Raw genomic sequence first — 25485 nt, forward strand, 5'->3', positions numbered from 1 at the left:
GCTCACCCCGGTTCACAGGGTGAGCCGAAGCGACGCGGTTGATAGCCCGGGGCGGGCGAGGCTGGGCAGGGAGTAGGTGTGCAGGCGGCGATGCGCAGCGTACGGGCGGGCGCCCAGCGGGAGTTGTTACCCACGCGGTCGAGAATGCAGTAGGTGACCTCCAATCGGCAGTCGTCGCCGGCTTCGACAATGATGTGGGGCGGCACCCACACCTGCACCGCCAGGCCGACGCTCTGGGCCTGTATGCGGGGCAGGTCCAGGCGTACATCGCCCCAGCGCAAGGTGATGGCATCGCCCGTGCTCATGTTCAGGTAAGGCTCGATGGTCAGCGGAATGCCGCGCCTTACCTGGCTGCTGTTGACGCCATGGCGGCGGATCGTCTCGGGCAGGTTCACGGGCGCCAGGTTCTGGTTTTCATCGCTGCCCTCCGGGTTCAGGCGCGGCGAAGGCTGACCGCCGGGGTAGCTGGTCTTGACCCGCACCAGGGTCACCGCCGAGCGCATCGGGCCATGGCCGATCTGCAAGACCTGATAATGGACGCGTGCCGGGCCATCCTGCACAAAGCTCTGCGGTACGCACAGGTGGGTATAGGTGCCGATCTTGCAAGCCGTCACCTTACGCGAGGCAGCAAAGCAGTTGTTCCAGAACAGTTCAATCAGGTCACCTTCTTCCATGCTCGGATAGGGCGAGATATCGACCTGCAAATGGGCGGACGCCAGGGCGCTGATGCCGTTTCCAATAGCCTGGGGCAGCCTTGGGGCACGGAGCGTGGCCGGGGTTTGAGTGTGTGTCATAAGTAATCTCCTTGATGCAGCCAGCAGCAATCGTTCCGAAGCCTCGACGCACAGGCGCAAGGGGGTTCGAAAGGCACGATTCAGTCAGTAGCTGGGATGGGATCCAATCCTCAAGGCGCTAGATAAGAGGGTTGGCCAGGGAGCGTCAATGGAGGCAAAGGGCTTAACGGCGGGTTTGGAGAGATTCAGAAGGGTCTGACGGGGCGGGGGATTTTAAGGCGCTTACGACGGGGGCTTTTACGCGCTCAACCTGCAACCCCTTGTAGGAGCGAGCTTGCTCGCGAAGAACGCCCAGGCAACTCGGTCAATCTGATTCACCGCGTTATCGTTAACGTTCTTCGCGAGCAAGCTCGCTCCTACATTGGGAGGTGTCAGTGGGCGAGGAATTTGCTCAGGAATTGCTTGGTACGTTCTTCCCTGGGGTTGGCAAACAGCGCCTTGGCTTCGCCCTGTTCGACGATCACGCCCTTGTCGAAAAAGATCACCCGGTTGGCCACATCACGGGCAAAGCTCATCTCGTGAGTGACGATAACCATGGTGCGGTTTTCTTCGGCCAGGCTACGAATGGTCGCCAAAACTTCGCCCACCAGTTCCGGGTCGAGGGCCGAGGTGGGTTCGTCGAACAGGATCACCTCCGGCTCCATGGCCAATGCGCGGGCAATCGCCACACGCTGTTGCTGGCCGCCGGACAGCCGCCTCGGGTAAGACGCTTCCTTGCCCGCCAGGCCGACCCTGGCCAACAGCGTGCGCCCCAGTTCGGCCGCCGCTTCCCGTGGCATCTTCTTGACCACGATGGGGCCTTCGATGACGTTTTCCAGCGCGGTACGGTGGGGGAACAGGTTGAAGTTCTGGAACACGAAGCCCACATGCTGACGCAGACGCCGCACCAGGCCCTGTTGCTGGTTGAGCGGCCTGCTGCTGTCGATCTCGATGTCACCCACCTTGATACGGCCGCTGGTGGGCTCTTCGAGGAAGTTCAGGCAGCGCAGGAAGGTGGTCTTGCCCGAACCGCTGGGGCCGATGATGGCGACCACTTCGCCTTCCTTGACCTCAAGGTCGATGCCGTTGAGCACCACCTGACCATTGAATTGTTTGGTCAGTTTTTCAACCACGATCATGCTTCAAGACTCCAGGTCATGCCGGTTGACCCGGTCTTCCAGACGATTTTGCAGATGCGCCAGGATGCTCGCCAGGATCCAGTAGATCAGGGCCGCGGACAGATACATGGTGAAGATTTCGAAGGTACGTGCCGACACCAGTTGGGCCTGGCGGAACAGCTCGGGCACCTGGATGGTGGCGGCCAGCGCCGTGTCCTTGACCAGCGAAATAAAGCTGTTGCCCAAAGGTGGCAACGCCGTGCGCATCGCCTGGGGCAGGATGGCCCGGCGCAACGTTTGCGCTCGGGTCATACCGATACTGGCAGCGGCTTCCCACTGGCCACGCTCGATGGAGGCGATGGCGGCCCGCAGGATTTCACAGGCATAGGCGGCCATGTTCAGCGAAAAGCCGATCATGGCGGCCGGGATCGGGTCCAGCTCGATGCCCACTTGCGGCAAGCCGTAGTAGATCAGGAACAGCTGCACCAGCAACGGCGTGCCGCGAAAGAACGACACGTAGACCCGGGCCGTCCAGCTCAAGAGCTTGAAGCGCGACAGGCGCATCAAGGCCAGGCCGAAGCCCAGCAGCAGGCCGAAAAACATCCCGCCCAGACTGAGGATTACCGTGTAATACGCGCCCTTGAGCAGAAAGGGCGCGGAGTCCAGCGCGAGTTGGAAACCTGCTTCCATTATTGCGTGACGTCAGCGTTGAAGTACTTCTCGGACAGCGTCTTCAAGGTGCCGTCGGCGCGCAGTTTGTCCAGAGCCTTGTTCACCGCGTCGAGCAATTCAGGCTCGCCTTTGCGCAGGGCGATACCGGATTCCTGACGGGAGAAGGCGTCGCCGGCAGCGGCGGTGTCGGGGGCTTTCTTGGCGTATTCCAGGGCGGCCAGGCGGTCGATCAGGATGGCGTCGATGCGGCCGATACGCAGGTCTTGGAACTTGGTTGGGTCGTCGTTGTAGGTCTTGATAATAGCTTTAGGCTGGTTGTCCTTGAGCCATTGTTCGTAGTTGGTGCCCAGGCCCACACCGACTTTCTTGCCGGCCAGGTCGTCGGCTTTCTTGATCGAGTCGACGTTCTTTTTCAGCACCAGCGCCTGGATGCCGGACACGGTGTAAGGCTTGGAAAAATCGTATTTTTTCTTGCGCTCTTCGGAGATGGTTACCTGGTTGACCACAGCGTCCAGGCGCTTGGATTCCAGCGCGGCGAGGATGCCGTCCCATGGCGTGGCTTGCAGCTTGACCTTCACGCCCAGCTCCTTGGCCAGCGCCTCGGACAGTTCCACTTCAAAACCGCTGAGCTTGCCGCTTTCATCGACGAAGCTGAACGGAGGGTAGGTGCCTTCCAGGCCGATCTTGATCTCGCCGGCCTTCTTGATAGTGTTCAACTGCTCGCCGGCAACCGCCTGGCCCAGCCAGCCAGCGCCAAGCGCCAGGCCCAAAGTGCCAACCAACAGCGTGCGACGAAATGCAGAAATAGTCATGGAGAGCCCCTGTGTTTTTATGGTGAGCGAAGCAGGTGACGCGGTAGTCGTATCCTGCCCTAAAGTGCGAAGCGCGTCTTCGCCTTCGGCGCGATGATAAGACGGGTTTTTAAGTCTTGAAAATAATAAAAATAGAATTTCATATTCTTTTTGGAAATATGTACGGCTTGTGTGGGAGCTGGCTTGCCTGCGATTGCAGTGTGTCAGTGCCAAGTTTCTGGCTGACCCACCGCAATCGCAGGCAAGCCAGCTCCCACATCGACCGTATTCAATCAGTTGAAAACTGAGTCATAAGCAAACAACGCCGGCGCCCCACCGGTGTGCAGGAAAATAATCGGCCCCTCTTCAAAGCGCTGGCGCCCGATGCCGTCGAGCAAACCGGCCATGGCCTTGCCGGTATACACCGGGTCCAGCAACAGACCTTCCTGGCTGGCCAAAAGTTTGATCGCCGAGAGGGTGCCAGCGTTTGGCTCGCCATAACGCGGCCCGAAATACTCGTCCCACAGGGTCACCTTAAAGGCTTCGGGAATAGCCACACCGAGCAACTCGGCGGTGCGTTCGGCCAGGCCCTGCACTTTGGGTAATTGCGCTTGCTCGGTGCGCGACACCGTGATGCCGATCACCGGCAACTGCGGCAATGCTTCGCTCAAGGCCAGGGCCAGGCCGCTGTGGGTGCCGGCGCTGCCAGAGGCAAGCACAACCGCGGCGAATTGGATGCCGCTGTCTTCAATCTGCGCGGCCAACTCCAGCCCGGCGCGCACGTAACCCAACGCGCCGAGGGCATTGGAGCCGCCGATAGGCACCAGGTACGGCTTCTTGCCGTTGCTGCGCAGGCGGTCGGCGAGGGCGTTGAGTTGGTCGTCGACGTTGTCGAGGTTTTCCACCAGTTCCACTTTGGCGTCGAACAGCTCCAGCAGCAGGCGATTGCCGTTGCCAAGGTAGTTGGGGTCGTCGGTGCCGGTAGGGTTTTCCAGCAGGGCAACACAGCCCAGGCCGAGCTTGGCGGCGAGCGCGGCGGTCTGGCGCACATGGTTGGACTGGATCGCGCCAGCGGTGACCAAGGTGTCGGCGCCCTGGGCAAGCGCGTCGGCGGCCAGGTATTCGAGTTTGCGCAGCTTGTTGCCGCCCATGGCCAGCGGCGTGGTGTCATCGCGTTTGACGTAGATGTCCCTGCCCAGCCAGGCCGACAGCCGCTCGAGTTTTTCCAGGGCGGTGGCATTGCCCAGTAGTTCCAGGCGGTCAAAACGGGCGAGCTGTTGTTTGATCATGGTTACGCACGGTGGCTGAGTGATGGGGGGACTATAGGCAGGCACTTTTCATCGGGCAACCGTCAATCGCTTATGCCGAAAGGTTCTTATGCTCACACCATTGGTTCTTAAGAGCTGCCTGGGTGCATACCGTAAAGTGATGGCCATTTCGTCAGGAGTGAATACCGTGAGTGAGCGTTCCAGTCATTGGCAATTGCAGACCATCGTCAGCCAGCTGCGCGGCGCCCGCGACCAGTGGCGAACGCGCAATGGGCGCTTGAGTGGCGAGCATGGTGGTCGCGAGTTGCCGTCCCGCGAGGCGGTGGCGCAGATACTTGAGGCGTTGTGCGGTGCACTGTTTCCGATGCGCCTGGGCCCGGCGGACCTGCGCGAAGAAAGCGAAGACTTCTACGTGGGCCATACCCTCGACGTCGCGCTCAACGCCTTGCTAGCCCAGGCGCGCCTGGAGCTGCGCTATGCCGCGCGCCAGGGCGGTGAGGATGACAGTGAAGTCAACGCCCAGGCCATTCGCCTGATCCAGGATTTTGCCCTGGCGTTGCCATCCCTACGCAGCCTGTTGGACACCGACGTACTGGCCGCCTACCACGGCGACCCGGCCGCACGCAGTGTGGATGAAGTGCTGCTGTGCTACCCGGGCATCCTGGCGGTGATCCACCATCGCCTGGCCCACCACCTGTACCGCGCCGGCCTGCCGCTGCTGGCGCGGATCAGTGCAGAAATCGCCCACTCGGCCACCGGCATTGATATCCACCCCGGCGCGCAAATCGGCCCGAGTTTCTTTATCGACCACGGCACGGGCGTGGTGATTGGCGAGACGGCGATCATCGGCGAGCGCGTGCGCATCTACCAGGCCGTGACACTGGGGGCCAAACGCTTTCCGGCGGATGAAGATGGGCAATTGCAGAAAGGCCACCCGCGTCACCCCATTGTTGAAGATGATGTGGTGATTTACGCCGGGGCGACGATCCTGGGGCGGATCACCATTGGCCAGGGTTCGACCATTGGCGGCAATGTGTGGCTGACCCGCAGCGTGCCGGCCGGGGCGAATATCACTCAGGCGAACTTGCAGCATGATGATGGGGCGCAGAAGTAATACCTGAGTAGACACCCATCAGTGTGGGAGCTGGCTTGCCTGCGATAGCGGTGTATCAGTCAAAGGAAGGGCGGCTGACCCACCGCTATCGCAGGCAAGCCAGCTCCCACATTTAGAATGTATTTCAACGTGGGGTCGCTGAACGATTTGCCTCCTTCATCCGTCATACCAATCCCTGAGCTAGTGTAGGAAACACCTACCACTCAGCCCCGAGATTAGTCCCAGACCGCCTATTCATGTTTAACTTGAACGTTCGTTCAAGTTAAACCGGTGGTTCGCTGCCCGCTCACAACAGGAGGCTTACCTTTGCTGAGTCCGTTTTTTACAGCCATATCCCGCAACCTTGAGGTGCATCGTTCATGAGTGCATCGTCCACCCCTTCCAGCGGCATGGTGCGCATGAATGCGCCCGTTTTCTACTTTGCCGCGACCGTCATCCTGCTGTTTGGCATCACTGTCATCGCTATCCCGCAACAGGCCGGTGCCTGGTTGCTGGCGGCGCAAAACTGGGCGGCCAACACGGTCGGCTGGTACTACATGCTGGCGATGACCCTGTATCTGGTCTTCGTGGTGGTCACCGCGCTATCGGGCTACGGCAAGATAAAACTCGGTGCCGACCACGACGAGCCCGAATTCAGTTACCTGTCCTGGGCCGGCATGTTGTTCGCCGCCGGGATCAGCATCACGCTGTTTTTCTTTTGCGTCTCGGAGCCGCTGACGCACTTGGTGCAGCCGCCCCAGGGCGAAGCAATGAACGCCGATGCGGCGCGCCAGGCCATGCAGGTGTTGTTCCTGCATTGGGGCCTGCATGGCTGGGGCGTGTTCGCGTTTGTCGGCATGGCCCTGGCGTATTTCGCTTACCGGCATAACCTGCCGCTGGCGTTGCGCTCGGCGCTGTACCCGCTGATCGGCAAGCGCATCAATGGCCCTATCGGTTACGCGGTGGATGGCTTTGGCATCATTGCCACGGTGTTCGGCCTGGGTGCCGACATGGGCTTTGGCGTGCTGCACCTCAACTCTGGCCTGGACTACCTGTTTGGCATTGCCCATACCCAGTGGATCCAGGTGGGCCTGATCACCCTGATGATGGGCGCGGCGATCATCGTGGCCGTGGCCGGCGTCGACAAAGGCGTGCGGGTGATGTCCGACATCAACATGCTGCTGGCCTGTGCGCTGCTGCTGTTCGTGTTGTTCGCCGGGCCTACCCAGCACCTGCTCAACACCTTGATCCAGAACATCGGTGACTATCTGGGCGCGTTGCCCACCAAAAGTTTTGATGTGTACGCCTACAACGAGCCGAGCGACTGGCTGGGCGGTTGGACGGTGTTCTACTGGGCCTGGTGGATCGCATGGTCGCCGTTCGTGGGCCTGTTTATCGCGCGCATTTCCCGTGGTCGTACCATCCGCGAATTCGTGTTTGGCGTGCTGCTGATTCCACTGGGCTTCACCCTGGCGTGGATGTCGATCTTCGGTAATAGCGCCATCGACCAGGTGCTCAACCATGGCATGGCAGCACTGGGCCAGTCGGCGATCGATGACCCATCGATGAGCCTCTACCTGCTGCTGGAAACCTACCCGTGGAGCAAGACCGTGATCGCGGTCACGGTGTTCATCAGCTTTGTGTTCTTCGTGACCTCAGCGGACTCCGGCACTGTGGTGCTCTCCACCCTGTCGTCCAAAGGCGGCAACGCTGACGAAGACGGGCCGAAGTGGCTGCGTGTGTTCTGGGGCGCGATGACCGCCTTGGTCACCAGTGCGTTGCTGTTCGCCGGCAGTATCGACTCGCTTAAGTCGGCGGTGGTACTGACCTCGCTGCCGTTCTCGCTGATCCTGCTGCTGATGATGTGGGGGTTGCACAAGGCGTTCTACCTGGAGTCGCAAAAGCAGATTGCGCAGTTGCATTCCCTGGCGCCGATCTCCGCTTCGCGCAAAGGCCGAGGTGGCTGGCGCCAGCGTTTGAGCCAGGCGGTGCATTTTCCATCCCGCGATGAGGTGTACCGTTTCCTCGACACCACGGTGCGCCCGGCGATTGAGGAAGTGACCGCAGTGTTTGTCGAGAAGGGCCTTACGGTGGTGACCCAGCCCGACCCGTCCAACGACAGCGTCAGCCTCGAAATTGGCCATGGCGAAGAACGCCCGTTCATCTACCAGGTGCAGATGCGTGGCTACTTCACACCGTCGTTCGCCTTGGGCGGCATTGGCAAGAAAGAGATCAACAACCGCCGCTACTATCGGGCCGAAGTGCACTTGAGTGAGGGCAGCCAGGACTATGACCTGGTGGGCTACACCAAGGAGCAGATCATCAATGACATCCTCGACCAGTACGAGCGCCATCTGCAGTTCTTGCACATGGTGCGCTGATAGCGTTCCTCTCAAGTAGGTCTTTGCTGTAAAAGGAAGAGGCAGACTTAAGCGATTCAGCTGCTTAAAAGGCCCGGGAATATGCCTATTCCCGGGCCTTATTTGCCCTAGATCAAGAGAGGATTCGATGACGTACATTGCTGCCGAAAACCGCTATGAATCTATTCCTTATCGCCGCGTAGGCCGCAGTGGACTGGTGCTGCCGGCACTGTCCCTGGGGTTGTGGCACAACTTTGGCGACAGCACCCCGATCGACACCCAGCGCGCTTTGCTGCGCACCGCGTTCGACCTGGGTATCAACCACTTCGACCTGGCCAACAACTACGGCCCGCCCTACGGCAGCGCCGAGATCAATTTCGGTCGGTTGCTGCGCGAAGACTTCAAGCACTATCGCGACGAGTTGATCATCTCCAGCAAAGCCGGGTGGGACATGTGGCCCGGCCCTTACGGCCAGGGTGGCGGGTCGCGTAAATACGTATTGGCGAGCCTGGACCAGAGCCTGCAACGCCTGGGCGTCGATTATGTAGATATTTTCTACTCGCACCGCTTCGACCCCGACACGCCCCTGGAAGAGACCGCCAGCGCCCTGGCCACCGCCGTGCAGCAAGGCAAGGCGTTGTACATCGGTATCTCGTCTTACTCCGGGGTAAAAACCCGCGAAATGGCGGCGCTGCTCAAAGAGTGGAAAGTGCCGCTGTTGATCCACCAGCCGGCCTATAACCTGCTCAACCGTTGGGTGGAAAAAGACCTGCTGGAGACCACTGAAGAACTCGGCGCCGGGGTGATCGCTTTCACGCCGCTGGCCCAGGGTTTGTTGACCGATAAATACCTCAACGGCGTACCGGCCGATGCGCGGGTCAATCGTCCGGGTGGTGGCTCGTTGCAGGCCCAACACCTGTCCGAAGCCAACATCGCCCATGTACGCGGCCTGAATGAAATCGCCAAGCGCCGTGGCCAGAGCCTGGCCCAGTTGGCGCTGGCGTGGACATTACGTGATCCACGGGTAACCAGTGCGCTGATCGGCGCGAGCCGGCCGGAGCAGATTATCGAAAACGTCGGGGCGTTGAAGAACTTGAGCTTCAGTGCGCAAGAACTGGCGGAGATTGATCGGTTTGCGCAGGAAGGTGGGATCAACCTGTGGGAAAAACCGTCCACTGCTGAATAACCTTACACCACTGGTTGATCGTTCCCACGCTCTGCGTGGGAATGCAGCCCCGGACGCTCGGCGTCCGCTTTAAAGTCGTGACGCAGAGCGTCACAGGAGGCGTTCCCACGCAGAGCGTGGGAACGATCTGTCGCCAAGCGTCAGAACGGCACGTCCCCAAGAATCGTCGCCCGGTGCATCACCCGCCGCTGCGGCCGGTAGTCATCCACGGCGTAATGCTGGGTGACGCGGTTATCCCAGAACGCCACGTCATTCTCCTGCCAGCGCCAGCGGATGGTAAATTCCGGGCGGGTGGCGTGGGCGAACAGCAGCTTGAGAATGGCCTCGCTTTCGGCCGGTTCCAGTTCATTGATTCGGGTGGTGAATCCGTCGCTGACGAACAGCGATTTACGCCCACTCACCGGGTGCGTGCGCACGACCGGGTGCGATAGCGGCGGGTTTTTCTTGCGGGTTGCTTCCCAGCGCACAAGGTCTTCGGCGGTGTTGCCAAAGCGCTCCAGCGGGAACGACTTGGTGAAATCGTGTGTGGCGGTGAGGCCATCGAGCAAGCGCTTCAACGGCTCGGACAACGCCTCATACGCCGCAATCCCACTCGTCCACAAGGTATCGCCGCCGAAGGCTGGCAGCAGCTTGGCGCTGAGCACAGCGCCCAGGGCCGGCGTGGGCAGGAAGGTCACGTCGGTATGCCACACCGCGTTATCACGCACATCGGTGACGGCGGTGTCGAGGATCAGCACTTCGGGCTGTTCCGGCACGTTGGGGTAGATCGGGTGGATGTGCAGGTCGCCAAAGTTTGCCGCGAACCGTGCCTGTTGCGCAGGGGTGATCGGCTGGTCACGGAAGAACAGCACCGAATAATCGAGCAACGCCTGTTCAATGGCCTCGCGCTGTTCGGGGTTCAGCGGCTGGGTGATATCGACGCCACTGATCTGGGCGCCCAGGGCGGTGCTTAATGGGGTAACGGTCAGGCTGCTCATTGTGGGTTCTTCACTCAGTGTGCCTGGCCATGCCAGGGCACTAATTTACGCTGCAGGGCGCGCAGGCCCATTTCCATGGCGAAGGCGATCAGGGCGATCACCAGGATCCCCAGCACCACCACATCAGTGACCAGAAACTGCGCCGCCGACTGCACCATGAAGCCCAGGCCACTGGTGGCGGCAATCAACTCGGCCGCCACCAGAGTCGACCAGCCCACGCCCAGGCCGATGCGCACACCGGTGAGGATATCGGGCAGGGCGCTGGGCAGGATCACATGGCGAATCAGTTGTGCGCGGGTGGCGCCCAGCGACTGCGCAGCCCGCAGCTTGGCCGGGTCGACGGTGCGCACCCCGGTTGCGGTCGCGATGGCGATCGGGGCGAAAATTGCCAGGTAAATCAGCAGCACCTTGGACAGCTCGCCAATGCCGCACCAGATCACGATGAGCGGCAGGTAGGCCAGCGGCGGAATTGGCCGGTAGAACTCGATCAACGGATCGAAAATGCCTCGGGCAATGCGGTTGGCACCGATGGCAATCCCCACCGGCACGGCGGTCAGCACCGCAAAGCCCAGGCCCAGGCCGATGCGGCTCAGGCTAGCGCCCAGGTGCTGCCACAAGGTGGAATCCATGTAGCCGGTGGTCGCCAGCAGCCAGCCTTTTTGCAACACGGCGGACGGTGGCGGCAGGAACAAAGGTTCGATCAAACCGGTGGCGGTCACCGCCCACCACAAGGCAAGCAGAGCGACCAGGGTCAGTACGCTGATCCAGCGCGTGCTCAGGCTGCGGCGTACCGGGATAACGGCAGGTGCCACCGGCTTGTTGGCCGTGGCGGGAAGTTCGTAGCTGCTCATGCGTACACCTGCCTTTGGGAGAACACTTTGCCCAGCACGTGTTCGCGGGTTTCGATAAAGCGTGGGTCGGACTTGATGGCGCGGGCCGATTCTCCGGCGGCATACCGTTGGCCGAAGTCCAGCTGCAACCGCTCAACGATCTGGCCGGGGTTGGGCGCGAGCAAGATCAGGTCGGTGGCGAGAAATACCGCCTCTTCAATGTCGTGGGTAATCAGGAACACCGGCTTGGCCGTGCGCCGCCACACTTGCAGCAGCAACTCCTGCATCTGTTCACGGGTGAAGGCATCCAGGGCGCCGAAGGGTTCGTCCATCAGTAATACGCGAGGGTCGGCCGCCAAGGCGCGGGCAAGGCCGACGCGCTGTTTCTGGCCGCCGGAGAGTTGCCAGATGCGCCGGCTGTCAAAGCCGGCCAGGTCCACCAGTGCGAGCATTTCACGGGCGCGCACATCGCGCTGCGCCTTGGGCACGCCGGCCAGTTCCAGGCCGAAAGCCACATTGGCCAGCACGTCCTGCCAGGGCAGCAGGGCATCGTCCTGAAACACCACGCCGCGCTCGGCGCTGGGGCCTTTGACCGGCACGCCATCGAGGGTGATACGCCCGGCAGACGGTTCGACGAAGCCGGCAATCAGGTTCAACAACGACGTCTTGCCACTGCCGGACGGGCCCAGGGCAACCAGCAACTGCTGGGGCCCAAGCTCCAGTGAAATATCGGACAGTACCGGTTCCGGAGCGCCTGGGTACTGTGCGCTGATGCGCTCCAGTTGTAGCAAGGCCATCGCAGTGAACTCCTGGGTCAGTTGGTGATGAACTTGGCGCTGACGTAAGGGGCGTAGTCGGGCAGCACGGCCTCGACCTTGCCCTGTTCCTTGAGGAACGCAGCGGTGTCGGTGACAGCCTTGATGGTCGGCGCGCCCAACAGGGTTACCTGGTCGGGGGCCAACGGGTAGACGTTGCCTTGCAGTAGCAAGGGGATGTCGCTGGCCTTGGCGCCGGAGAGTTTCACCAGTTTGTCGACGTTGCCGGTATCGGCGAGCCAGGCTTGTGGGTCTTTGCGGTAGGCGGCGTACGCATCCAGGGTGACCTTGGCGAAGGCGGTGACGATCTCTGGGTGCTTCTCGGCAAAATCCTTGCGCACGATCCATGCATCGAACGTCGGCGCGCCGAACTTGGCCAGTTCGCCGGAGGTAATCAGCACCTTGCCGGTTTCTTTGGCCACCCCCAGAGCTGGGTCCCACACGTAGGTGGCGTCGATATCACCACGCTTCCAGGCGGCGATGATGGCCGGCGGGGCGAGGTTGAGGATGGTGACTTTGGCCGGGTCGATGTTCCAGTGTTTCAGGGCGGCGAGCAGGCTGTAGTGGCCGGTGGAAACGAAGGGCACAGCGATTTTTTTGCCGACCAGATCCTCAGGGCTGTTGATCCCCGAACCGTTACGGGCCACCAGGGCTTCGGCGCCACCGATCTGGGTGGCGACGAGGAAAGTTTGCACCGGGACTTTGCGGGTTATTGCGGCAGTCAGTGGGCTGGAACCGAGATAGCCGATCTGCACGTCGCCGGACGCGATGGCGGCGATGATGTCGGCGCCATTGTCGAATTTACGCCAGTCGATCTTGGCGTTGGTGGCCTTTTCATAGGCGCCGTCGGCTTGGGCGACTTTGGCCGGGTCTACGGTGGTCTGGTACGCAATGGTCACATCCGCCGCCTGGGCAAACAGGCTGGCACCGGCCAGGGACAATGCGGCCAACAGGCGCAGAGGGATCAGCAGTTTCAAGGGGAAGCTCCTCAATCAGGCGGCCGAGGGTCGGCGTGAGAGGAGACTAAATGATCTAAGAACTCGAAAATAAATAACTTTTTCGAATTAGCTTATGAGGGTAAATGGCGAAGCCTGTTTTCAGGCTGGCAGAATAATGTGGGAGCTGGCTTGCCTGCGATAGCGGTGTATCAGTCAACAGGTGGGTTGCTGACCCACCGATATCGCAGGCAAGCCAGCTCCCACACAAGCCAGCTCCCACAGGGGAGCGAGCCTGAGGTTAGTTGCTGATGGCCAGGATGCTTGCCTGGTACGAGCCGACAAACACATCGAAATCGCCCACTTCGTTCTGCTCCAGCTCCGCCTGTTGCGCCAGCGACGCACGGGCCAGTTCTTCAAAGCGCGCTTGTTCCTCAGGCGCCAAAGGCTCCTTGCGGAAGTATTCAGCATGCACTTCGCTTTGACGCAGGGAGAACTGCGCAAAGCTTTCCTTGCGCTCAGCCATGGCTGCCAACACCTGGGCCGAGGGCGTCAGGGACGGGTCCTTGACCTTGGCCAACTGGGCGTCCAGTGCCTCGCTATGTTCGGTGATGCCATGGCTCTGATCGAGCAGGGCGGCCAGCGGGGCAATCTTCTCCAGCAACTCGGCCGCCCACTCCTTCATGTCCACCGGCTGGCCGTCACGCTGCAATTGCAGGCCCGGACGGCGGCCTTCCTTGACCACGCTGAGGAAGTTGGAGCTGGCGTTGCCGCACTCGTTGTTGGCGAACAGCGGGCTGTCGTTCAGTGCGCAGTACAGCAGGAACGCGTCGAGGAAACGTGATTCCGGCAGGTCGATACCCATCGGCAGGAACGGGTTGATGTCCAGGCAGCGCACTTCGATGTACTGAATACCACGGGCCATCAGCGCCTGGATCGGCCGCTCGCCGGTGTAGGTCACGCGCTTGGGACGGATGTTGGAGTAGTACTCGTTTTCGATCTGCAGGATGTTGGTGTTCAGCTGCACCCACTCGCCATCCTTGTGCGTGCCGACTTCAACGTACGGCGCGTAGGGCGTTGCCACCGCTTCGCGCAGGCTATCGGTGTAGCTGGCCAAGTCGTTGTAGCACGGCGTCAGGCCGGCCTGGGCATTGCTCTGGTAACCCAGGTCGCTCATGCGCAGGCTGGTGGCGTAGGGCAGGTACAGCGTGTCGGCGTCGAGGACTTCAAGCTGATGCGAGCGCCCCCGCAGGAAGCCGGCGTCCAGGGCGGGCGAGGCACCGAACAGGTACATCAACAGCCAGCTGTAGCGACGGAAATTACGGATCAGCGCGATGTAGGCCGTGGACTGATAGTCACGGTCGGTGCCGACAAACCCTTCTGTTTCCTTGAGCAACGGCCACAACGCTTCCGGGAGGGAAAAGTTGTAGTGGATGCCTGCGATGCACTGCATGGTCTTGCCGTAACGCAGGGCCAGGCCCTTGCGGTACACGTACTTGAGCTGACCGATATTGGAGGTGCCATAGTAGGCAATCGGAATATCTTCCTCGGCCGGCAACGGGCACGGCATCGAGGGGCTCCACAGGTATTCGCTGCCCAGCTTGGAGTAGGCAAAGCGATGGATCTTGTCCAGGCTGCTCAGGGTCTCGGCCGGGTTGGGCAGGGCTGGGGTGATGAACTCCAGCAGCGATTCCGAGTAGTCGGTGGTGATCTGTTCATTGGTCAGCGCGGCGCCCAAGGCTTCGGGGTGCGGCGTTTGCGCCAGGCGACCTTCGTTGGTGACACGCAGGCATTCGCGCTCGATGCCGTGCAAGCATTGCTCTAGCAGGGAGAGGTGTTCGCGCTTGCCGAGCAGGGCCAGGCGGCGGTTGAGAAGTTCGCTCAAGTTGGATTCCTTCACGCGTCAGTCGCCCCAATATGGGGGTGGGCAGGACGGTCTACAAGGGTGAAGTTGAAACTGGCGTGATCGCCTGGTTTTGAGTCGATTTGACCCGCTCTGAATTTGCCGACTTCACTCCATGAATTGGGCTACAGCGCAGCGAGAAAATTCCGACGCTGTTATCGCAGCGCCGAAATTAACTCAAATCGGGGGTGGGGAGCTATAGGACAGCGAACGTGCCCTGCGCTTTTGCGACAAGTCTTTCGCCTTGGTACACCTCGGCCTCGACCACCAGGGTGCGGCGACCGGTGTGGATCACCCGGCTGGTGCACAGCACATCACCGTCTTCCACGGCGCGAATATAGTTGATCTTGCATTCGATGGTGGCGCTCTGCTGGTCGAAACCGTGGGCGCTGGAACACGCCAGGCCCATGGTGATGTCCACCAGGCTGAAAATCGCCCCGCCATGGAGCTTGCCCGCGCGGTTGCGCAGGTGCGGCTCCAGGGTCAGGGCCACCTCTGCAACGCCCTCTTCCAGGCGTTGCAGGCGGCAGCCGATCAGTTCGCTGAAGGCGCTCTGGGTCAAACCGGCCGGAATCTCCATCAGCGTTTCTTCAGCTGTTTAGCGTTGGCAAACAGCGACGCCATGGCGTTGTTGCTCGGCGCGGCAGTCGCGGTTTCCTTGCGCGGCGCGTTGTTCTGCGACTGGCGTGGCGCCGAACCTGGGCGTGCGCCACGGGCACCGTCGATTTTCTCGCCGGGGGTGTCGCTCATGCGCATCGACAGGCCCACGCGTTTACGCGGGATGTCCACTTCCATGACCTTGACCTTAACCACGTCACCAGCTTTCACCGCTTCACGTGGGTCCTTGATGAACTTCTCCGAAAGCGCGGAGATATGCACCAAACCGTCCTGATGCACGCCGATGTCCACGAATGCGCCGAAGTTGGTCACGTTAGTCACCACGCCTTCGAGGATCATGCCCGGTTGCAGGTCCTTGAGGTCTTCGACGCCGTCCTGGAACTCCGCGGTCTTGAACTCGGGCCGCGGGTCGCGACCCGGTTTCTCCAGCTCTTGCAGGATATCGGTGATGGTCGGCACACCGAAGGTTTCGTCGGTGTACTTCTTCGGGTCCAGGCGTTTGAGGAACGCGGCATCGCCGATCAACGAACGGATATCGCGGTCGGTCTCGGCGGCAATGCGTTGCACCAACGGGTAGGCTTCCGGGTGAACCGCAGAGGCGTCCAGCGGGTTGTCGCCGTTCATTACGCGTAGGAAACCAGCAGCCTGTTCAAAGGTTTTTTCACCCAGGCGTGCGACCTTTTTCAGCGCAGCACGGGTTTTGAACGCGCCGTTTTCGTCGCGGTGACTGACGATGTTCTGCGCCAGGGTGGCGTTGAGGCCGGAGATCCGCGCCAGCAGGGCCACGGATGCGGTATTCACATCCACGCCCACGGCGTTTACGCAGTCTTCCACCACCGCATCCAGGCCGCGTGCCAGTTTGAGCTGTGACACGTCGTGCTGGTACTGGCCGACGCCGATGGATTTAGGGTCGATCTTCACCAGTTCGGCCAGCGGGTCTTGCAGGCGACGGGCGATGGACACCGCGCCACGGATCGACACGTCGAGGTCCGGGAATTCCTTGGACGCCAGCTCCGACGCCGAGTACACCGAAGCGCCTGCTTCGGAGACCATGACCTTGGTCATCTTCATGGCTGGGTATTTTTTGATCAGCTCGGCGGCCAGCTTGTCGGTTTCGCGGCTGGCGGTGCCGTTGCCGATGGCGATCAGGTCCACCGCGTGCTTGGCGCACAGGGCGGCGAGGATCGCCAGGGTCTGGTCCCACTTGTTGTGCGGAACGTGCGGGTACACCGTGGCGTGGTCCAGCAGTTTGCCGGTGGCGTCGACCACCGCGACCTTGCAACCGGTGCGCAGGCCCGGGTCGAGGCCCAGGGTGGCACGCGGGCCGGCCGGTGCGGCCAACAGCAGGTCGTGCAAGTTGTGGGCGAACACGTTGATCGCCTCGGTTTCGGCGCCGTCGCGCAATTCGCCGAGCAGGTCGGTTTCCAGGTGGGTGTAGAGCTTGACCTTCCAGGTCCAGCGCACCACTTCGCCGAGCCATTTGTCTGCCGGGCGGTTCTGGTTCTGGATGCCGAATTGTTGACCAATCATGCCTTCGCACGGGTGCATGGTGCCCGGCAGCTCGTCACCGACTTTCAACGCGGAGCTGAGAATGCCTTCGTTGCGGCCGCGGAAAATCGCCAGGGCGCGGTGGGACGGCATGCTTTTGAGCGGCTCGTCGTGTTCGAAGTAGTCGCGGAACTTGGCGCCTTCTTCCTCTTTGCCGGCGATGACGCGGGCGCTGAGGATGGCTTCTTGCTTGAGGTAGGTACGCAGTTTTTCCAGGAGGCTGGCGTTTTCGGCGAAGCGCTCCATCAGGATGTACTTGGCCCCTTCGAGGGCGGCCTTGACGTCGGCGACGCCTTTTTCAGCGTCGATGAAGCGCGTGGCTTCAGTTTCTGGCGTCAGCGACGGGTCGTTGAACAGGCCATCGGCCAAATCACCCAGGCCGGCTTCCAGGGCGATCTGGCCCTTTGTACGACGTTTCTGTTTGTACGGCAGGTAAAGGTCTTCGAGGCGGGTCTTGGTGTCGGCAAGCTTGATGTCGCGTTCCAGTTGTGGGGTCAACTTGCCCTGTTCCTCGATGCTGGCGAGGATGCTGATACGCCGTTCGTCGAGTTCTCGCAGGTAGCGCAGGCGCTCTTCCAGGTGACGCAGTTGGGTGTCGTCGAGGCTGCCGGTCACTTCTTTTCGGTAACGGGCGATGAAAGGCACCGTGGAGCCTTCATCCAGTAGAGCGACGGCCGCTTCGACCTGTTGTGGGCGTACGCCGAGTTCCTCGGCGATGCGGCTGTTGATGCTGTCCATAAAACCACCTGAAATTCTTAAAATCAGCACGCAGGCCCGTAGAAAAAGGCCGGCGAGGCTGGTTGAGCGGCCCGACTGGCGCCGCTGCCTGGGTCAAGAGGCTGGCTATTGACCCTCGAAATCGAAAAATTCACGACAAGCGGGTAAAAAAAGCCCGGCAGTAAACGGTAACGATCTGACGTTGCCCTGCACGCAGGCGCCGCATTATAACCAGCGTTCTGCCCTTCGGGGGTACTGCGCCGCAGGTTGCAGGGCGCGGGTTCGCTGGCAGTAGATGAAAAATCTGCTAACAATGCACACGGTGCGTATAACGGCAGCTACGCCATAATGCGCGCCGAGATAAGAGGAGCATCCAATGAGCAGCACCGCACAAACTGCTGAAGGCGAAAAAATTCTCATCGTTGATGACGATCCGGGGCTGAGCAGCCTGCTGGAGCGTTTTTTCAACTCCAAGGGCTATCGGGCCCGGGCGGTGCCGAACACCGAGCAGATGGATCGCCTGTTAGGGCGTGAAGTCTTCAACCTGGTCGTACTCGACCTGATGCTGCCCGGCGAAGACGGCCTTACTGCCTGTAAACGCCTGCGCGGTGCTAACAACCAGATCCCGATCATCATGCTCACCGCCAAGGGCGATGAACTGAGCCGTATCAAGGGCCTGGAACTGGGTGCTGATGACTATCTGGCCAAGCCTTTCAACCCCGATGAGCTGATGGCGCGGGTCAAGGCCGTATTGCGTCGCCAGGCACCGGCGGTACCGGGCGCACCGGGCAGCGAAGACGAAAGCGTCACCTTTGGCGACTACGAACTGTCGCTGGCCACCCGTGAGCTCAAGCGCGGTGAAGAAGTGCACATGCTCACCACCGGTGAATTCGCAGTGCTCAAGGCCTTGGTGATGAACGCTCGCCAGCCGCTGACCCGTGACAAGCTGATGAACCTGGCCCGTGGCCGGGAATGGGACGCACTGGAGCGCTCCATCGACGTGCAGATTTCCCGACTGCGCCGGATGATCGAGCCGGACCCTTCCAAGCCGCGGTATATCCAGACGGTATGGGGTGTGGGTTATGTGTTCGTGCCGGATGGCACCGCAACCAAGTGACCGATGATTTGCAGGGGCGGGTATCCTGGCGTTTGACTCCATGAGGGTCGACGGGATGCCCGGCGTCTGCAATTCTGCGAGCACCGCTCGTTCCTGCAAGGTGTGCAGCTTTCATCTATGAAAACCCCGCTGTGGTTCCCACAAAGTTTCTTCTCCCGCACCCTCTGGCTGGTGCTTATTGTCGTTCTGTTTTCCAAGGCGCTCACGCTGGTTTATCTGTTGATGAACGAAGACGTGCTGGTGGATCGGCAGTACAGCCACGGTGTGGCCCTGACGTTGCGGGGCTATTGGGCCGTAGACCCTGAGAACCGCGAAAAGGTAGCCAAGGCATCGACCCTGACTCGGGTTGATGGCGCGGGTGTGCCTGAAGGCGAGCAACATTGGCCTTACAGCGAGATTTACCAGCGCCAGATGCAGGCCGAATTGGGCGCCGACACCGAGGTGCGCCTGCGTATGCATGTTTCGCCTGCGTTGTGGGTGCGAGCGCCGAGCCTGGGGGATGCGTGGATCAAGGTTCCGCTTTATCCGCACCCGCTGCGTGGGCAAAAAATCTGGAACGTGTTGGGTTGGTTCCTGGCCATTGGCTTGCTCTCAACGGCGTCTGCGTGGATTTTCGTCCGCCAGCTCAACCAACCCCTCAAACGCCTGGTGTTTGCCGCTCGCCAACTGGGCCAGGGGCGCAGTGTGCGCCTGCCGGTCAGCGACACCCCTAGTGAGATGACGGAGGTGTACGGCGCCTTCAACCAGATGGCGGAAGATGTCGAACAGGCCGGACGCGAGCGCGAGTTGATGCTGGCGGGCGTGTCCCATGACTTGCGCACACCCTTGACGCGATTGCGTTTGTCCCTGGAACTGATGGGTGACCATACCGACCTCACTGATGACATGGTGCGCGACATCGAAGACATGGACGCCATCCTGGACCAGTTCCTGGCGTTCATCCGCGACGGGCGGGATGAGGTGGTCGAGGAGGTCGACCTCACCGACCTCGTGCGTGAGGTGGTTGCGCCCTATAACCAGAACGGTGAGCAGGTGCGCACGCGCCTGGAGCCGATCCAGCCGTTCGCCTTACGCCGGGTGTCGATGAAGCGCCTGCTGAACAACCTGATCGGCAACGCCTTGCACCATGCCGGTTCCGATGTGGAGGTTGCGGCGTACGTGTCCGGCGACAGTGCAGCACCTTATGTTGTGCTGAGCGTGATGGACCGTGGCACAGGAATCGACCCGGCGGAACTGGAAGGTATCTTCAACCCCTTCACCCGTGGTGACCGCGCCCGAGGAGGCAAGGGCACCGGGTTGGGGTTGGCTATTGTGCGGCGGATTGCGTCGATGCATGGCGGCAATGTTGAGTTGCGCAACCGGGAAGGCGGTGGGTTGGAAGCACGAGTGCGGCTGCCGCTGGGGTTGATGTTGCCTAGAGACGCTGTCTAACAAGCAATATGAATGCAAATGTGGGAGCTGGCTTGCCTGCAATGAGGACGGCACATTCAACATCGTTGTTGACTGAGCTACCGCTATCGCAGCATAGGTATTTACACAATTTTGTACGTTGTAGCAGCCGACGGTAACTACGATGCGAAGCGAGTCGCTCTTGATCTTGATCTGCTTTTGATCTTAGGCGCCCCGTTAAACCACGCTGGCGGATTACGGGCACACCGAGCCTAGGCGAGGTGCCGAGTGGTGGGGCAAGAGCGCTTTGCTTACTTTCGCGCTTTTCGAAAGTGAGCCGCCGTCAGGGCGGAACCCTAAGTGGCCTTTACCTAAATAACGGATATGTACGCGGTCAAATCCAACATCCCCGTCGGCTGTCAGGCCGTCTTCGCAGCGATGCGGCGACCCGACAAGCCAGCTCCCACAATTAGATCGCGGGGCGTCAGGTAGATAGGCGTCGGCTGTCAGGTCGCGGGAGCAAGCTCCCTCGCCACAGGGTCAGTGTGTAGATACCTATGCTGCGATGAGGGCGGCACATTCAACATCGTTGTTGACTGAGCTACCGCTATCGCAGGCAAGCCAGCTCCCACAGGTGTTTTGTGATGGGTGGTAGGTGGGGGTATTCAGCCCTTGCCCTTGGTCCGAGTCATATTCGGCCCGCCGTTCTTCTCCAGATGCTGAATGATGATCCCCGCCACATCCTTACCGGTGGTGGTCTCGATCCCTTCCAGGCCTGGCGATGAGTTCACTTCCATCACCAGCGGGCCATGGTTGGAGCGCAGGATGTCCACACCCGCCACACTCAGCCCCATCACCTTGGCCGCCCGTAGCGCGGTCATGCGTTCTTCCGGGGTGATCTTGATCAGGCTGGCGCTGCCGCCACGGTGCAGGTTGGAGCGGAACTCACCGGGCTTGGCCTGGCGCTTCATGGCAGCAATCACCTTGTCGCCCACCACGAAGCAGCGAATGTCCGCGCCGCCAGCTTCCTTGATGTACTCCTGCACCATGATGTTCTGTTTGAGGCCCATGAATGCCTCGATCACCGATTCAGCTGCCGTCGCCGTTTCACACAGCACCACGCCGATGCCTTGGGTGCCTTCCAGCACTTTGATCACCAGCGGTGCGCCATTGACCATCTCGATCAGGTCGGGAATGTCATCCGGGGAGTGGGCAAAACCGGTAACCGGCAGGCCGATGCCCCGGCGTGAGAGCAGTTGCAGGGAGCGCAGCTTGTCCCGTGAGCGCGCAATGGCCACGGATTCATTCAGCGGAAACACCCCCATCATTTCAAACTGACGCAACACCGCGCAGCCATAAAACGTCACCGAAGCGCCGATACGCGGGATCACCGCATCAAAGCCTTCCAGGGGTTTGCCCCGGTAGTGGATCTGCGGCTTGTGACTGGCAATGTTCATGTAGGCACGCAACGTGTCGATCACTACCATTTCATGGCCACGCTCAGTGCCGGCCTCGACTAGGCGGCGGGTGGAATACAGACGCGGGTTTCGCGACAGCACAGCAATCTTCATGCAGCACCTGGGGCAGAAATAGTGGAGACCGGGAACACCGGCTTGTCTTGAACGTACTTGAGGCCCGGATTGACCACCAACTGGCCGTCAATCAGCGCCTTGGAGCCCAGCAGCAGGCGGTAACGCATGGCTTTGCGACAGGCGAGGGTGAACTCTACCCGCCATACCCGATCACCCAAGGCCAGGGTGGTGCTGATCACGTAGCGCACCTGTGCATGGCCGTTGGAGCTCTTGATGGTTTTCATCGTCACCAGGGGCGCTTCACAGCGCCGGTGACGCAATTGCACCACGCTGCCCAGGTGCGCGGTAAATCGCACCCACTTTTCACCGTCGCGCTCAAAGGGCTCGATATCGGTGGCGTGCAGGCTTGAGGTGCTGGCGCCGGTGTCGATCTTCGCGCGCAGGCCCGCCACTCCCAAGTCGGGAAGTGCCACCCACTCACGCAGACCTACAACGGTCAAATGGTCAAATGTCTTCAATAGGGTTAACCGGTCAATTTGCCCAGGCTTGAGGAGATACCTCAGCCAACGCTTTGAATGCAGGCTTGGCGAACCAGAAACCCTGCATCAGAAATATTCCGCAGTCGGATAGGAAGTCGCGCTCGCCGGCACTTTCGATGCCTTCGGCGATGACAGTAACCCCCAACTGCTCACAGATTGTGACAATCCCCCGGACGATCACCTGACGGACACGATCCTGGTCGACATCGCGAATCAGCGCCATGTCGAGCTTGATCAAATCAGGTTGGAAATCGGCCAGCAGGTTCAGCCCCGAATAGCCCGCACCGAAGTCGTCGATGGCGGTCTTGAAGCCGAATTCGCGGTATTCACGCAGAATATTCGTCAAATGGCGATAGTTATCTACATGCTCGCTTTCCAGGGTCTCGAAAATCAGCCGGTCCAGTGGGAAATTGTGCGCCCGGGCGGCCTCCAGAGTGCTGCGGATACACAGCTCCGGGCGATATACGGCATTGGGCATGAAGTTGATGGAAAGGTGAGTCTGCATACCCAGGGCGGCGGCACCGGCGATGGCCTTGGTCCGGCAGCGCTGGTCGAAGCGGTAGCGATTGGTTTCGTTGACCTGAGCCAGCACCGACAGCGCGCCCTCTCCCTGTGTACCGCGCACCAAGGCTTCGTGGGCGAATATCGAATGGTCACGCAGGTCTACGATAGGCTGGTAGGCAAACGCAAAATCGAACCCCAGCGGCTCGCTTTGCTGGCAGCCCACGCACCGCTGGTTGGGCGAGGTGAGTGAAACGGGAAAGTCGGTCACGGCGTATCCTCGCGAAAACAGGGTGCTACCTGGCGTATCTTAGGTGAGCCTTGGGGTTTATGCGTCGAAGGGTTTCAACGGTAAAGTTGCGACATTTTTCAGAGCGAGGAATTCAAGTGGCTCAAAAGCAGGAAGAGCAAGAGAAGGTCCGGTTGGACAAGTGGTTGTGGGCAGCCCGGTTCTACAAGACCCGCGCCCTGGCCAAGGCGGCTATAGAGAGCGGCAAGGTGCACCATCGCGGCGAGCGCTGCAAACCGGGCAAGGAACCACGCGTCGGTGACGAGTATCAGATTCGTACAGGTTTTGATGAAAAAACCATCGTGGTGCAGGCACTTTCCATCGTACGCCGCGGCGCGCCTGAAGCGCAGGCGCTGTATGCGGAAACCGAAGCCAGTATCGCCAAGCGTGAGAACGCTGCGGCCATGCGCAAGGCGGGTGCTTCAGGCTTGACCACCGATGGCAAGCCGAGCAAGAAGCAGCGCCGCGATCTATTCAAGTTTCGCGGCAGCGGCAATGACGATTGATTGCACGAATCGCCTATGCAAACTCGATCAAAAGTGGGAGCAAGCAAGCCCGCTCCCACTTTTAGCCCTGAGGAGTTACGCAGTTGTGCGCATCACACTCAACCGCCCAATAACGGGCAACTTGCTCAGTAGCCCGAAAAGCGGCGCCGTCATGCGCAACAAGGCGCCCGACACCTTCGCCGCAAACGGCGTGTAATATCCCCAGCCCAACGCCAGCAGCGCCAGCAGTACGCCACCGATGTAGTCGTCCTGTCCCCAATGCGCGCCCGCGACCAGCCGCGGCATCATGAACAGCAGCGCCAGGCCCCAGATCACCAGCACCTGGCCGATGCGCTTGGCAAATACGGTCATGAACATCCCCCAGATCAACAGCACCGAAGCGTGGTCGCCGGGGAAGCTCTGGCTCGAACGGTCCTTCAATTCCCAGGTTTTCTCCAGCCCTGGGAAAAAGTCGCTCATTTGAATCGCGCCGCTGATGACCATCGACGGGCTACTGTGCTGCCAGCCCATGTGCGCCGCGAGTTTGGAGAACAGCATGCGGATAAACAGCAACAGCAGCAGGATGCCAAGGAAGCCAAAAAACGCCTGGCGCACCTGCACGGCCTTGAACACCCAGTCGCCGCGAATCAGCAGTGCCAGCAAGATCACGCCGACCACTGCATCAAACGGCCGCAGGCTGGCCACGGCCCATACATGCAACCAGGTCGAGTTTGTGGCCAATGGGCCATTGAGCAGGTGAAACAGCCACTCGTCTAAAATTACACAGAGCATCTGGCCCGTGGGCCACAGCCAAAAACACAGCAGCCCGATAGCGAGTAGATTGCAAAGAGCCCATCGCCGGAGGTTCCAGTTGGCTTGGAACAAACCCGGATTGTTCATAAACTGTCCCTCATCGCTCTATTGTGCTCCTTGAATTCAGGAGAAGTCGCACCAAGATGGTGCTAAAGCGTTTAATTTTATAAACCTTGTAATCATTTTGTCATCACTTCAGATACCCAGACCTATGACTGATCTACCGGATACCGACTTCACCCAACGCTTCATCTTCGATGAGAGCGATGCCCGCGGCGAGATGGTTTCGTTGGAGCTCAGCTATGCCGAAGTCCTTGCCAAACACGCCTATCCGGAGCCGGTCGCGCAATTGCTCGGCGAGTTGATGGCCGCCGCGGCGCTGCTGGTGGGCACCATGAAGTTCGACGGTTTGCTGATCTTGCAGGCGCGTTCCGAAGGGCCGGTGCCCATGTTGATGATCGAGTGCTCGAGCGAGCGCGAGATCCGTGGCCTGGCTCGTTATGACGCTGAGCAGATTGCTGCAGACGCTACCCTGGCCGACCTGATGCCCAACGGCGTCCTGGCACTGACTGTCGACCCGACCGAAGGCCAGCGCTACCAGGGTATTGTCGACCTCGACGGCCAGACCCTGTCGGAATGCTTCACCAACTACTTCGTCATGTCCCAGCAAGTGGGCACCAAGTTCTGGCTTAACGCCGACGGCAAGCGCGCTCGCGGTTTGCTGATGCAACAACTGCCGGCCGATCGCATCAAGGATGAGGATGACCGTGCCGAAAGCTGGCGGCATATCATCGCCCTGGCCGACACCTTGAAGGCCGAAGAACTGCTGGGCCTGGACAACGAAACCATCCTGCACCGCCTCTACCACGAAGAAGCCGTGCGCCTGTTCGACGCACAAGGCCTGCGCTTCAATTGCAGCTGCTCGCGCGAGCGTTCCGGCAACGCGCTGGTCAGTCTGGGCCTGGAAGATGCGCAAAATCTGGTGGTGGAACACGGCGGCCATATCGAGATCGACTGCCAGTTCTGCAACCAGCGCTACCTGTTCGATGCGGCTGATGTAGCGCAATTGTTCGCTGGCGCAGGCAGCGACACCCCTTCCGACACCCGCCACTAAAACGTTTAAGCACAGGTAAATCACCTGACAAACGCCGGATTAGAGGTGTTCTGACGGGAGGGCCCTACTCTTTTTGGGCTTTTCTGGCATAATCCGGCCCAC

Annotated in this window: 23 protein-coding genes; 7 read left to right on the forward strand and 16 right to left on the reverse strand. The window is 60.6% G+C overall.

What is annotated here, in order from left to right:
- Positions 1-2: 2 nt before the first annotated feature.
- From QK296_RS03325 to QK296_RS03345, 5 genes are all read right to left on the reverse strand, one after another.
- Positions 3-794 carry a hypothetical protein gene (locus QK296_RS03325; protein WP_282390600.1) on the reverse strand — a complete coding sequence of 264 codons (792 nt, stop codon included), beginning with the start codon at positions 792-794 and terminating at the stop codon, positions 3-5.
- 371 nt (positions 795-1165) lie between these two features.
- Complete coding sequence (gene tcyN / locus QK296_RS03330; RefSeq protein ID WP_192002168.1) at positions 1166-1912, reverse strand: L-cystine ABC transporter ATP-binding protein TcyN; 747 nt, start codon at positions 1910-1912, stop codon at positions 1166-1168.
- Positions 1913-1915: 3 nt separating this feature from the next.
- Positions 1916-2581 (reverse strand): cystine ABC transporter permease, encoded by a 666-nt coding sequence (gene tcyL, locus QK296_RS03335; RefSeq protein ID WP_003187646.1) that lies wholly within the window; start codon positions 2579-2581, stop codon positions 1916-1918.
- Positions 2581-3375 carry a cystine ABC transporter substrate-binding protein gene (gene tcyJ / locus QK296_RS03340; protein WP_014716462.1) on the reverse strand — a complete coding sequence of 265 codons (795 nt, stop codon included), beginning with the start codon at positions 3373-3375 and terminating at the stop codon, positions 2581-2583. Before tcyJ ends, tcyL begins: the two co-directional genes overlap by 1 nt.
- Before the next feature lie 272 nt (positions 3376-3647).
- Positions 3648-4643: a D-cysteine desulfhydrase gene (locus QK296_RS03345; protein WP_003187648.1), complete on the reverse strand. Its 996-nt coding sequence runs from the start codon at positions 4641-4643 to the stop codon at positions 3648-3650.
- A gap of 166 nt (positions 4644-4809) precedes the next feature.
- Here QK296_RS03345 and epsC point away from each other — a divergent pair, with 166 nt between their 5' ends.
- The 3 genes from epsC to mgrA all read left to right on the forward strand — a co-directional run bounded on the left by epsC (position 4810) and on the right by mgrA (position 9261).
- Positions 4810-5736, forward strand: a complete 927-nt coding sequence (gene epsC / locus QK296_RS03350; RefSeq protein ID WP_003187650.1) for a serine O-acetyltransferase EpsC — start codon at positions 4810-4812, stop codon at positions 5734-5736.
- A 398-nt stretch (positions 5737-6134) separates the two neighbouring features.
- A complete protein-coding gene (gene betT, locus QK296_RS03355) occupies positions 6135-8096 on the forward strand; it encodes a choline transporter BetT (protein WP_169856569.1) in 1962 nt (653 codons plus the stop codon).
- Between the two features lie 127 nt (positions 8097-8223).
- A complete protein-coding gene (mgrA, locus tag QK296_RS03360; protein WP_014716465.1) occupies positions 8224-9261 on the forward strand; it encodes an L-glyceraldehyde 3-phosphate reductase in 1038 nt (345 codons plus the stop codon).
- A gap of 140 nt (positions 9262-9401) precedes the next feature.
- On the opposite strand, the gene tauD is transcribed toward mgrA, so the two are convergent.
- The 7 genes from tauD to QK296_RS03395 form a co-directional block, all read right to left on the reverse strand.
- Complete coding sequence (gene tauD, locus QK296_RS03365) at positions 9402-10238, reverse strand: taurine dioxygenase (RefSeq protein WP_282390601.1); 837 nt, start codon at positions 10236-10238, stop codon at positions 9402-9404.
- Positions 10239-10252: 14 nt separating this feature from the next.
- Positions 10253-11089, reverse strand: coding sequence for a taurine ABC transporter permease TauC (tauC, locus tag QK296_RS03370; protein ID WP_003187657.1), 837 nt, complete (start codon positions 11087-11089; stop codon positions 10253-10255).
- Positions 11086-11865, reverse strand: coding sequence for a taurine ABC transporter ATP-binding subunit (gene tauB / locus QK296_RS03375; RefSeq protein ID WP_003187659.1), 780 nt, complete (start codon positions 11863-11865; stop codon positions 11086-11088). Before tauB ends, tauC begins: the two co-directional genes overlap by 4 nt.
- A 17-nt stretch (positions 11866-11882) precedes the next feature.
- Entirely contained in the window at positions 11883-12860 is a 978-nt protein-coding gene (tauA, locus tag QK296_RS03380) for a taurine ABC transporter substrate-binding protein (RefSeq protein WP_282390602.1), read from the reverse strand.
- Between the two features lie 259 nt (positions 12861-13119).
- Complete coding sequence (gshA, locus tag QK296_RS03385; RefSeq protein ID WP_034134653.1) at positions 13120-14703, reverse strand: glutamate--cysteine ligase; 1584 nt, start codon at positions 14701-14703, stop codon at positions 13120-13122.
- A 214-nt stretch (positions 14704-14917) separates the two neighbouring features.
- Positions 14918-15301: a PaaI family thioesterase gene (locus tag QK296_RS03390; protein ID WP_212613732.1), complete on the reverse strand. Its 384-nt coding sequence runs from the start codon at positions 15299-15301 to the stop codon at positions 14918-14920.
- A complete protein-coding gene (locus QK296_RS03395) occupies positions 15301-17625 on the reverse strand; it encodes a Tex family protein (RefSeq protein ID WP_003187667.1) in 2325 nt (774 codons plus the stop codon). The genes QK296_RS03390 and QK296_RS03395 overlap by 1 nt, the downstream gene beginning before the upstream one ends.
- A 355-nt stretch (positions 17626-17980) precedes the next feature.
- Here QK296_RS03395 and ompR point away from each other — a divergent pair, with 355 nt between their 5' ends.
- The gene (gene ompR / locus QK296_RS03400; RefSeq protein WP_003187669.1) at positions 17981-18721 is read left to right on the forward strand and encodes a two-component system response regulator OmpR; all 741 of its coding nucleotides are present in this window, start codon (positions 17981-17983) and stop codon (positions 18719-18721) included.
- Between the two features lie 117 nt (positions 18722-18838).
- Positions 18839-20152 (forward strand): ATP-binding protein, encoded by a 1314-nt coding sequence (locus QK296_RS03405; protein WP_003187671.1) that lies wholly within the window; start codon positions 18839-18841, stop codon positions 20150-20152.
- A 623-nt stretch (positions 20153-20775) separates the two neighbouring features.
- Here the strand turns inward: QK296_RS03405 and rimK are convergent.
- The 3 genes from rimK to QK296_RS03420 are packed head-to-tail and all read right to left on the reverse strand — an operon-like array spanning position 20776 to position 22953.
- Positions 20776-21681 (reverse strand): 30S ribosomal protein S6--L-glutamate ligase, encoded by a 906-nt coding sequence (rimK, locus tag QK296_RS03410; RefSeq protein ID WP_003187674.1) that lies wholly within the window; start codon positions 21679-21681, stop codon positions 20776-20778.
- The gene (locus QK296_RS03415; RefSeq protein ID WP_169856571.1) at positions 21678-22127 is read right to left on the reverse strand and encodes an ATP-dependent zinc protease; all 450 of its coding nucleotides are present in this window, start codon (positions 22125-22127) and stop codon (positions 21678-21680) included. The genes rimK and QK296_RS03415 overlap by 4 nt, the downstream gene beginning before the upstream one ends.
- Positions 22128-22173: 46 nt before the next feature.
- Positions 22174-22953: an EAL domain-containing protein gene (locus tag QK296_RS03420; RefSeq protein ID WP_044270528.1), complete on the reverse strand. Its 780-nt coding sequence runs from the start codon at positions 22951-22953 to the stop codon at positions 22174-22176.
- Between the two features lie 116 nt (positions 22954-23069).
- Between QK296_RS03420 and QK296_RS03425 the strand changes: the two genes are divergently transcribed.
- Complete coding sequence (locus QK296_RS03425; RefSeq protein WP_047712342.1) at positions 23070-23477, forward strand: S4 domain-containing protein; 408 nt, start codon at positions 23070-23072, stop codon at positions 23475-23477.
- A gap of 75 nt (positions 23478-23552) precedes the next feature.
- Here the strand turns inward: QK296_RS03425 and QK296_RS03430 are convergent, their stop codons facing one another.
- Positions 23553-24356, reverse strand: coding sequence for a phosphatase PAP2 family protein (locus QK296_RS03430; RefSeq protein WP_282390603.1), 804 nt, complete (start codon positions 24354-24356; stop codon positions 23553-23555).
- 124 nt (positions 24357-24480) lie between these two features.
- On the opposite strand from QK296_RS03430, the gene hslO reads away from it, so the two are divergent.
- Positions 24481-25383: an Hsp33 family molecular chaperone HslO gene (gene hslO, locus QK296_RS03435; protein ID WP_282390604.1), complete on the forward strand. Its 903-nt coding sequence runs from the start codon at positions 24481-24483 to the stop codon at positions 25381-25383.
- The last annotated feature ends 102 nt before the right edge of the window (positions 25384-25485 follow it).

This window comes from Pseudomonas sp. AL10, from assembly GCF_029960685.1.
Taxonomy (GTDB): Bacteria; Pseudomonadota; Gammaproteobacteria; order Pseudomonadales; family Pseudomonadaceae; genus Aquipseudomonas; species Aquipseudomonas lactis.